Origin of the sequence: Elioraea sp., assembly GCF_051860475.1 — a bacterium.
Taxonomy (GTDB): Bacteria; Pseudomonadota; Alphaproteobacteria; order Acetobacterales; family Acetobacteraceae; genus Elioraea.
Map to the genome: position 1 here is coordinate 1 of NZ_JBHYDW010000153.1, position 9,899 is coordinate 9,899.

Below are 9,899 nucleotides of genomic sequence, written 5' to 3' on the forward strand. Positions count from 1 at the left end.
ATCGCCGCGCTCGATGACCGCCGATTCACGATCCGGCTGAAGCGCCCCTTCGCGATGCTGGCGGACGCGCTCGCCAAGCCGGGCAGCATCGCCTGCTTCGTGATGCCCGAGCGCATCGCGGCCGCCGACCCGATGCGTCCCTTCGGCCCGGCTGAGGTGATCGGCTCCGGGCCGTTCCGGTTCCGCCCGGACGAGTTCGTGCTCGGTGCGCGCGTCGTCTATGAGCGGTTCGACGGCTACCTGCCGCGCGCCGATGGCGAGGCCGCGTTCACCGCGGGGCCGAAACGCGTGCAGGTGGACCGCGTCGAGTGGCAGATCATCCCCGACCCGGCGACTGCGGCCGCGGCGTTGCGCGCGGGCGAGGTGGAGTGGTGGGAGCGCGCCACCGCCGACCTGCACCCGATGCTCGCGCGCGAGCGTGACGTGGTGGTCGCGATCCCGGACACGCTCGGCTTCATCGCGACGTTCCGCCCGAACCATCTCCACCCGCCGTTCGACAACCCGATGCTGCGGCGCGCGCTGCTGCCGGCGGTGAACCAGGCGGATTTCGGCGCCGCGATCGCCGGCGCCGACCCCCGGTTCTGGCGCACCAACGTGGGCGTGTTCGCGCCCGGCACGCCGCTCGCGACCGAGGCGGGGTTGGAGGCGATGCGATTCGACCTCGGCCGCGCACGCCGGCTGGTCGCCGCGAGCGGCTACGCAGGCGAGCCCGTCGTCGTGCTCGCCGCGACCGACGTGCCGGCGACCGCGGCGATGAGCGAGGTGGGCGCCGACATGCTGCGCAAGGCCGGGCTCACGGTCGACTACCAGACCATGGACTGGGCAAGCGTGGTGCGCCGGCTCGGCTCGCGCGAGCCGCCCGGGCGCGGCGGCTGGAACGCGTACTTCTCGTCCTGGGCCGGGCTCGACCACATCAACCCGGCCGGGCATCTGGTGCTGCGGGGCAACGGACGGGCGGGCTTCGTCGGCTGGCCCGAGAGCGCCCGCATCGAGGCGTTGCGCGAGGCGTGGTTCGAGGCCACGAGCCTGGAAGAGCAGCGCCGCATCGCTGCGGACCTCCAGCGCCAGGCCATGGAGGACGTGCCCTATATCCCGCTCGGCCAGTACTTCCTGCCGATGGCGCATCGCCGAACGCTCGTGGGCGCACGCCAGCCGGGGGGGATCCCGCTGTTCTGGGGGGTCCGCAAGGCGTGATCGCCGGGTTCGGCATGTTCGCGCTACCCTCTTGCGGTCGCGCGCGCGGGCGCTAGGCTGCATCCGAGGGCCGTCGGCAGCGCACGCGGGCTGCGACGGCGTTTCGACCGCGGACCGCGTGTGCTTGGGAGACGCCGGTCCCGGACAACCGCAAAGGGAGCGCGGAGGGACCGAATGAAGCGACGCACGTTTATCGCAACGGCAGCCGGGGCAACGGCTGCTGCGGCAACCGGATTTTCCGCACCTGCCCTCGGGCAGGGGGCGGCGGCGCGCACGCTGCGCTTCGTGCCGCAGGCCAATCTCGCCAACTTCGATCCGATCTGGGGCACGCAGTATGTCGTGCGCAACGGCTCGGCGCTGGTGTGGGACACGCTCTACGGCGTGAACAGCAAGCTCGAGCCCAAGCGCCAGATGGTCGAGGGCGAGGAGCACGACGCGGAGTTCAAGACCTGGACCTTCCGCCTGCGCCCGGGCCTGAAGTTCCATGACGGCGAACCGGTGCTGTCCAAGGACGTCGTGCAGAGCCTGATCCGCTGGATGCCGCGCGACCCGATGGGCCAGCTGATTCGTGCCCGCGTGGACGCACTCGAGGCGGTGGATGACCGGACGTTCCGGTTCCGGCTCAAGTCGCCGTTCCCGAAGATGGTCTTCGCGCTCGGCAAGAACAACACGCCGATGTCCTTCATCATGCCGGAGCGGATCGCCAAGACCGATTCGTTCCAGCAGATTACCGAGATCGTCGGCTCCGGCCCGATGCGCTTCAAGCGCGACGAGTGGGTGCCGGGCTCGCGCGCGGTGTTCGAGAAGTTCGACGGCTACGTGCCGCGCGAGGAGGCGCCCGACTGGCTCTCCGGCGGCAAGCGCATGCTGGTCGAGCGGATCGAGTGGCACATCCTCCCCGACGCCGCGACCGCGGCGGCTGCGTTGCAGAATGGCGAGGTGGACTGGTGGGAGACGCCGCTGCCCGACCTGATCCCGATCCTTCGGCGCAACCGCAACATCGAGGTCGACATCGCCGATCCGCTCGGCAACATCGGCAGCTTCCGCCTGAACCACCTGCACCCGCCCTTCAACGACGTGCGCGCGCGCCGGGCGATCCAGATGGCGCTGAACCAGGAAGACTACATGCGCGCGATCGTCGGCTCGGACGACAACCTCTGGAAGCCGCTGCCATCGTTCTTCACGCCGGGCACGCCGGCCTACACCGAGGCGGGCGGCGAGGTCCTGAAGGGGCCGCGCGACATCGAGGGGGCGAAGCGCCTGCTCGCCGAGGCCGGCTACAGCGGCCAGCCGATCACCGTGCTGGTGGCGCAGGACCAGGCGCCGCTGAAGGCGATGGGCGAGGTCACCAACGCGCTGCTGCGCAGCCTCGGCATGAACGTCGACTTCGTCGCGACCGACTGGGGCACGGTCGGCCAGCGCCGCGCCTCGAAGTCGCCGCCGGGCCAGGGCGGATGGCACATCTTCCATACCTGGCACGCGGGCGCCGACTGCATCGCGCCTGCCTCTTACAACGCGGTGCGCGGCAACGGCGACGGCGCCTGGTTCGGCTGGCCGACCAGCGAGGCGACCGAGGCCGCGGTGGCGAAGTGGCTCGATGCAGCCACGCCCGAACAGGAGAAGGCCGCCTACGAGGAGATCAACCGCGCGGCGATGGCGGACGTGGTCTACATCCCGAACGGGTTCTATCTCGGCTATCAGGCTTGGCGACGGAACGTCACGGGCATCCAGAAGGGGCCGCTGCCGTTCTTCTGGGGCGTGGCGAAGGGCTGATCGGAGCGGAGAAGGGAGGTTCGCATGCGACGCAGGACATTCATGGGCGCGGCGGCCGCGACGCCGGTCGCGCTCGCCGCGCCGCGGGTGCACGGCCAGGTCTCGGCCACCCGCACGCTGCGGATTGTGCCGCAGGCGAACCTCACCTCGCTCGACCCGGTCTGGACCACGGCGACCATCACCCGGACGCACAGCTTCCTGGTGTACGACACGATCCTGGCGGTCGATTCCGACTTCCAGGTCAAGCCGCAGCTCGCTGCCGGCTGGCAGATCGAGGATGACGGCAGGACCTACATCTTCACCCTGCGCGACGGGCAGCGATTCCACAACGGCGAGCCCGTGCGCGCGCAGGACTGTGTGGCCAGCGTCAAGCGCTGGTGGGCGCGCGACGGCTACGGCCAGGAGATCGCCAAGCGCCACGACAGCATCGAGGTGCTGGACGACAGGCGGTTCCGCATCAAGTTGCAACGGCCGTTCTCGCATCTGCTCTCGGCGATCGCCAAGCCGAACGCGAGCCCGTGCTTCGTGATGCCCGAGAGCGTCGCGAACACCGATCCGTTCACCGCGATCACCTCCTATGTCGGCTCGGGTCCGTACCGGTTCCTGCGCGACGAGTGGAACCCGGGCTCCCGCGTCGCCTACGCGAAGTTCGAGGGCTACGTGCCGCGTCAGGAGCCGCCCGACTGGACGGCCGGGGCGAAGCTCGCCAACGCCGAGCGGATGGAGTGGCACATCATCTCCGACCCGGCGACCGCCGGGGCGGCGCTGCAATCGGGCGAGGTCGATTTCTGGGAGCTGCCGCTGCACGACCTGCTGCCGGTGCTGAACCGCAACCGCAACATCGAGGTGGTGGTGCGCGACCCGATCGGCACGGTGGGGATGATGCGGCTGAACCACCTCCATCCGCCGTTCGACAACCCCGAGATCCGCCGCGCGCTGCTGCTCGCGGTCGACCAGGAGGACTACCTCAAGGCGGTGGTCGGCGACGACCCGTCGATGTTCTCGACCAGCTACTCCTACTGGTCGAACGGCAGTCCGATGCACAGCGAGGCCGGCGCCGACCCCTTGAAGGTGCGCAATCTGGAGCGCGCGCGCGCGGCCTTGCAGGCGGCGGGCTACAACGGCCAGAAGGTCGTGCAGCTGCACGCGAGCGACTTCCCCACGATCGCCGCGCAGAGCCAGGTGACGGCGGATCTGCTGCGCCGCCTCGGCGTCAATCTCGAGTTCGTTGCGACCGACTGGGGCACGGTGGTGCAGCGGCGCGCGAGCCGCGAGCCTTCGGACCGGGGCGGCTGGAACGTGTTCCACACCACCTGGGCGGGCCCCGACTGGTTCGATCCGGCCGCCGCGGTGGGCATGCGAACGAACGGTCTGAACGCGTGGTTCGGCTGGCCGAGCAGCGAGAAGATCGAGGCGCTGCGCGATGCCTGGTTCGATGCGCCCAATCTTGACGAGCAGAAGCGCATCGCCACCGAGATCCAGCTGGAGGCGTTCCAGGTGGTGCCGCATGTACCGCTCGGGCATTTCCTCTCGCCCTCGGCGATGCGGCGCAATGTCACCGGGCTGATCAAGAGCCCGGTGGTGCTGTTCTACAACATGGCCAAGACGGCCTGACGGACGGAGCGGGCGACGGAGCGAGACGGCCCCACGATGATCGGACGCCGCGCCACGGCGGGTCTGGCTGCGGCCGCCCTCGCCGTGACCGCGCTCGCCGCGCCGGCCGTGCGCGCTCAGACAGCGGCGCGCACGCTCCGCTTTGTTCCGCACGCGGCGCTGGGGAATCTCGATCCCATCTGGGGCACGCAGTACGTCGTGCGCAACGCGGCGATGCTGGTCTGGGACACGCTCTACGGCATCGACAGCAGGCTCGAGCCGAAGCCGCAGATGGCCGAGGGGCACGAGATCTCCGAGGATCGCCGCGCCTGGACGATCCGGCTCCGCCCCGGGCTGAAGTTCCATGACGGCGAGCCCGTGCGCGGGTCGGACGTGGTCGCGAGCCTGGAGCGCTGGATGGTGCGCGACCCGATGGGTCAGGCGATCCGGGCGCTGCGCGAGGAGTTCGCCGCACCGGACGACCGCACGGTCCGCCTCCGCTTGGCCGCGCCTTACCCCCGGCTGCTGCAGGCGCTCGGCTCGATCGGTGCGCCCTGCGCGTTCATCATGCCCGAGCGCCTGGCGCGCACCGATCCCTTCGTCCAGATCGAGGAGGCGATCGGCTCCGGCCCGATGCGGTTCGTCCGGGACGAGTGGGATCCCGGCAAGCGCGCCGTGTTCGAGCGCTTCGACGGCTATGAGCCGAGGGCGGAACCGGCCGACTGGATCTCGGGCGGCAAGCGGATCGCGTTCGATCGGATCGAGTGGCTCGTGCAGGCCGACCCGGAGGCGATCGCGACCGCCCTGCAGGCGGGCGAGGTTGACTGGTGGGAGCAGGTCTCGCCCGACCACGCGCCCGTGCTGCGCCGCAACCGGCAGATCGTGCTCGACATCGCCGATCCGCTCGGGAACATCGGCAGCCTGCGCTTCAACCACCTGCATCCGCCGTTCGACGACGTGCGTGCGCGCCGCGCGGTCGCGCTGGTGGTCGATCAGGCCGACTACATGCGCGCGGTGGTCGGCGACGACGACGTGCTGTGGCGGCGCGTGCCTTCGTTCTTCACGCCTGACACACCGCTCTATTCCGATGCCGGCGGCGAGGTGCTGTCCGGTCCGCGCGATCTCGACCGCGCGCGACAGCTGCTCGCCGAGAGCGGCTATGACGGCCGCCCGGTCACGCTGCTGGTGGCCGAGGATGTGGGCCCTCTCAAGGCAATGGGACAGGTGACGCACCGGATCCTGCGCGAGCTCGGCTGCGTGGTGGATTTCGTCTCCACGGACTGGGGCGCGGTCGCGCGACGGCGGGCCGTGAAGGCGCCGCCGGCGGAGGGCGGCTGGAACCTCTTCCACACCTGGCACGCCGGCGTGGACTGCGCGAGCCCGGCAGGCTACACGGCTCTGCGCACCAACGGCGACGGTGCGTGGTTCGGCTGGCCCAACGATCCAGGCATCGAGCGGCTGCGCGAGGCCTGGTTCGCCGCGGCCACGCCGGCCGAGGAGCGGGCGGCGGTCGCCGAGCTGAACCGCGCGTCGATGGCGTTCATGACCTGGGTTCCGACCGGGCTGTTCATGGCCTACCAGGCGTGGCGCCGCGGCGTCAGCGGTATCACCAAGGCGCCGCTGCCGCTGTTCTGGGGCGTCGCCAAGGCATAACGCGCAAGGGGGCGTTCGAGCACGATGCTGGCCTATATCGCGCGGCGGGTCCTCTCCACCATCCCGGTGATGCTGGTGGTGGCGTTCGTCGTGTTCTCGATGCTGCTTCTCTCGCCCGGCGACCCGGCGGCGGTGATCGCGGGCGACCAGGCGACGCCGGAGGACGTCGAGCGCATCCGCGCGGCGCTTGGCCTCGATCGGCCGTTCTTCGTGCAGTTCGTCGAGTTCCTCTGGCGGCTCGTGAACTTCGATCTCGGCACCTCGATCTTCACCAACCTGCCGGTGACGCACATGATCGCGCAGCGGATCGAGCCGACCGTCGCGCTGATGGTGCTGACGATCATCTTCTCGGTCGGGATCGCTGTCCCGCTTGGTGTCGTCGCGGCTTGGAAGGTGGGCAGCTGGATTGATCGCATGGTGATGGTCTTCGCCGTGTTCGGTTTCTCGGTTCCGGTCTTCGTGATCGGCTACGTCCTGGCCTATATCTTTGCACTCCAGCTCGACTGGCTGCCGGTACAGGGCTACACGCCGCTCTCACGCGGCTTCTGGCCGTTCCTTCAGAACCTGATCCTCCCGACCATCGCGCTCGGTTCGGTCTATATCGCGCTCATCGCGCGCATCACCCGCGCGACGATGCTGGAAGTTCTGGCTCAGGATTACATCCGGACTGCCAAGGCGAAGGGCCTCGGCACGCGGCCGATCCTGTTCCTGCACGCGCTGAAGAACGCCGCCGTGCCGATCAGCACCGTCATCGGCATCGGCATCGCGCTCCTGATCGGCGGCGCGGTGGTGACCGAAAGCGTGTTCGCCATCCCGGGCCTCGGCCGCCTCACCGTCGATGCGATCCTGCGGCGCGACTACCCCGTCATCCAGGGTGTGGTGCTGCTGTTCAGCTTCGTCTACGTGCTGGTGAACCTCATGATCGATCTGCTCTACACGGTGTTCGACCCGAGGATCCGGTATTGAGCCCCGACACCGCAGTCGCGGCCTCCCCCGCGCAGACCGAGGTCTTCGCGCCCCTCAAGGCGCGGGGCCGGATTCGCACCTTCTACTGGCGCTATCCTGCCATCGCCTTCGGCGGGTCGTTGCTGGTCGTCATGATTCTGGTCGCAGTCTGTGCGCCGCTGCTGTCGAGCGTCGATCCGCAGTCACTCGCTCCAGCCCTGCGCGTTCGCCAACCCTCGGCTCAGTTCTGGTTCGGCACCGACATGCTGGGCCGCGACGTCTACACCCGGGTCATCTACGGCACGCGGGTCTCACTGATCGTCGGATTTGCGGTGGCACTTCTTGCCTCGCTCCTGGGGCTGGTGATCGGACTTGTGTCCGGCTTCATCAGGATCCTCGACGGCGTGATCATGCGGATCATGGACGGATTGATGTCCATCCCGCCGATCCTGCTGGCCATCGCGTTGATGGCGGCCACGCGAGGATCGGTGCAGAACGTGATCATCGCCATCACCATCGCCGAGATCCCGCGCGTCTCGCGCCTCGTGCGCAGCGTGGTGCTGTCGCTGCGCGAGCAGCCCTTCGTCGAGGCGGCGATCGCGGCGGGCACCACCACGCCGCGCATCATCGTGCGCCACATCCTGCCGAACACGCTGGCGCCGCTGACCGTGCAGGCGACCTATATCTGCGCCTCGGCGATGATCACCGAGGCGATCCTGTCCTTCATCGGCGCCGGCACGCCGCCGATCATTCCGTCCTGGGGCAACATCATGGCGGAGGGGCGGGCGCTGTGGCAGGTGGCCCCCTACATCGTGTTCTTCCCCGCGCTGTTCCTGTCGCTGACCGTGCTGTCGGTGAACCTGCTCGGCGACGGGTTGCGCGACGCGCTCGATCCGCGTCTCGCGAAGCGCATCTGAGGGGAGGGGGGCGATGGCTGAGCGTCTGCTGGAGGTCGAGGACCTGCGCACGCATTTCCGCACCATGGACGGCACGGTGCGCGCGGTCGATGGCGTGTCGTTCCACATCGCGAGCGGCGAGACGCTTGCGGTGGTGGGCGAATCCGGCTGCGGCAAGTCGGTCATGTCGATGTCGATCCTGCGGCTGATCCAGGAGCCGCCCGGCAGGATCACCGGATCGATCCGCTTCAAGGGGCGCGAGCTGCTCAAGCTCTCCGAGAGGGAGATGCGCGACATCCGCGGCAACGAGATCAGCATGATCTTCCAGGAGCCGATGACGTCGCTCAATCCGGTGCTGACGGTCGGGCGGCAGATCGGCGAGACGCTGAAGCTGCACCAGGGGATGGACGACAGGGCGGCCGAGGCGCGGGCGGTCGAGATGCTCGATCTCGTGCACATCCCCGAGGCCCGGCGCCGCGTGAAGGAGTATCCGCACCAGCTCTCGGGCGGCATGCGTCAGCGCGTCATGATCGCGATGGCGCTCGCCTGCAACCCGCAACTGCTGATCGCCGACGAACCCACCACCGCGCTCGACGTCACGATCCAGGCGCAGATCCTGGAGCTGATGAGCGAACTCAAGTCGAAGGTCGGCGCGGCGATCCTGCTGATCACGCATGATCTCGGCGTGGTCGCCGAGATGGCGGAGCGGATCGTGGTGATGTACGCCGGCCGCAAGGTCGAGGAGGCGACGGCGATCGACCTGTTCGGCAATCCGCGCCATCCCTACACCCAGGGCCTGCTCGGCGCGGTGCCCAAGCTCGGCTCCTCGCTCGAGGGCCAGGGGCGCACGCGGCTCTCCGAGATCCCCGGCATCGTGCCGAACCTGAAGACGCCGATCGCGGGCTGCGCCTTCGCCTCCCGCTGCCCGAACGTGACCGATCTCTGCCGCAAGGTGGCACCCGGCGTCGAGCTGAAGGCGCCCGGCCATTCGGTCGCCTGCCACCATGCGCCGCGCGAGGCGATCGCCGCATGACACCCGCTCCCGCCAAGCCCGCCACGCGCCCGCTGCTCGAGGTCAACGACCTCAAGAAGCACTTCCCGATCCGGTCCGGCTTCCTCTCCGGCATCTCGGGCTACGTCTATGCCGTGGACGGCGTGTCGTTCTCGATCAACCGCGGCGAGACGCTCTCGCTGGTCGGCGAGTCCGGCTGCGGCAAGTCCACGGTCGGGCGCACGGTGCTGCGCCTGATCGAGCCGACCGCCGGCCAGGTGCTGCTGGACGGCGAGCGGATCGACGACATCCCCCTGCGCCGCCTGCGTCCGCTGCGCCGGCGCATGCAGGTGGTGTTCCAGGACCCGTTCTCCTCGCTCAACCCGCGGCTCAAGGTGCGCGATATCCTGGCCGAGCCGATCACCAATTTCGGTCTCGCCGCGTCCAGGGGCGAGCTCGACGACCGGCTCGCCGACCTGATGGACAAGGTGCGGCTGCCGCGCGACGCGATGAACCGCTTCCCGCACGAGTTCTCGGGCGGCCAGCGCCAGCGCATCGGCATCGCGCGCGCGCTCGCCCCGGGCTCCGACCTGATCATCTGCGACGAGGCGGTCTCGGCGCTCGACGTCTCGGTGAAGGCGCAGATCGTCAACCTGCTGTCCGACCTTCAGGACGAGCTCGGCGTCTCCCTGCTCTTCATCAGCCACGACCTCGCGATCGTCGAGCACATCACCCACCGTGTCGCCGTCATGTATCTCGGCAAGATCGTCGAGGTCGCCGACAAGAGAACGCTGTTCGCCGCGCCGAAGCACCCCTACACCGAGGCGCTGCTGTCGGCGGTGCCGGTGCCGGAC

The 9,899-nt window shown here is 69.3% G+C and carries 8 protein-coding genes; all 8 read left to right on the forward strand.

From position 1 onward, the window contains the following. Positions 1–1,194, forward strand: a 1,194-nt coding sequence (locus ACTIFU_RS19915) for an ABC transporter substrate-binding protein (protein ID WP_439580065.1), incomplete at its 5' end; no start/stop codon positions are given. 174 nt (positions 1,195–1,368) lie between these two features. Further along, on the forward strand, positions 1,369–2,967 hold the full coding sequence (locus tag ACTIFU_RS19920) for an ABC transporter substrate-binding protein (protein WP_439580066.1): 1,599 nt from the start codon (positions 1,369–1,371) through the stop codon (positions 2,965–2,967). 24 nt (positions 2,968–2,991) lie between these two features. Next, complete coding sequence (locus tag ACTIFU_RS19925; protein ID WP_439580067.1) at positions 2,992–4,581, forward strand: ABC transporter substrate-binding protein; 1,590 nt, start codon at positions 2,992–2,994, stop codon at positions 4,579–4,581. Between the two features lie 36 nt (positions 4,582–4,617). Then, positions 4,618–6,213, forward strand: a complete 1,596-nt coding sequence (locus ACTIFU_RS19930) for an ABC transporter substrate-binding protein (protein ID WP_439580068.1) — start codon at positions 4,618–4,620, stop codon at positions 6,211–6,213. Positions 6,214–6,237: 24 nt separating this feature from the next. Continuing rightward, positions 6,238–7,179, forward strand: coding sequence for an ABC transporter permease (locus ACTIFU_RS19935; protein ID WP_439580069.1), 942 nt, complete (start codon positions 6,238–6,240; stop codon positions 7,177–7,179). Continuing rightward, on the forward strand, positions 7,176–8,075 hold the full coding sequence (locus ACTIFU_RS19940) for an ABC transporter permease (protein WP_439580070.1): 900 nt from the start codon (positions 7,176–7,178) through the stop codon (positions 8,073–8,075). The genes ACTIFU_RS19935 and ACTIFU_RS19940 overlap by 4 nt, the downstream gene beginning before the upstream one ends. A 13-nt stretch (positions 8,076–8,088) precedes the next feature. Then, positions 8,089–9,087 carry an ABC transporter ATP-binding protein gene (locus ACTIFU_RS19945; RefSeq protein WP_439580071.1) on the forward strand — a complete coding sequence of 333 codons (999 nt, stop codon included), beginning with the start codon at positions 8,089–8,091 and terminating at the stop codon, positions 9,085–9,087. Further along, on the forward strand, positions 9,084–9,899 hold an 816-nt coding region (locus ACTIFU_RS19950), incomplete at its 3' end, for an ABC transporter ATP-binding protein (protein WP_439580072.1). The genes ACTIFU_RS19945 and ACTIFU_RS19950, both read left to right, overlap by 4 nt.

Coding starts and splice junctions, on each gene's coding strand:
- ACTIFU_RS19920 (WP_439580066.1), top strand. CDS start 1,369: ATGAAGCGACGCACGTTTATCGCAACGGCAGCCGGGGCAACGGCTGCT.
- ACTIFU_RS19925 (WP_439580067.1), top strand. CDS start 2,992: ATGCGACGCAGGACATTCATGGGCGCGGCGGCCGCGACGCCGGTCGCG.
- ACTIFU_RS19930 (WP_439580068.1), top strand. CDS start 4,618: ATGATCGGACGCCGCGCCACGGCGGGTCTGGCTGCGGCCGCCCTCGCC.
- ACTIFU_RS19935 (WP_439580069.1), top strand. CDS start 6,238: ATGCTGGCCTATATCGCGCGGCGGGTCCTCTCCACCATCCCGGTGATG.
- ACTIFU_RS19945 (WP_439580071.1), top strand. CDS start 8,089: ATGGCTGAGCGTCTGCTGGAGGTCGAGGACCTGCGCACGCATTTCCGC.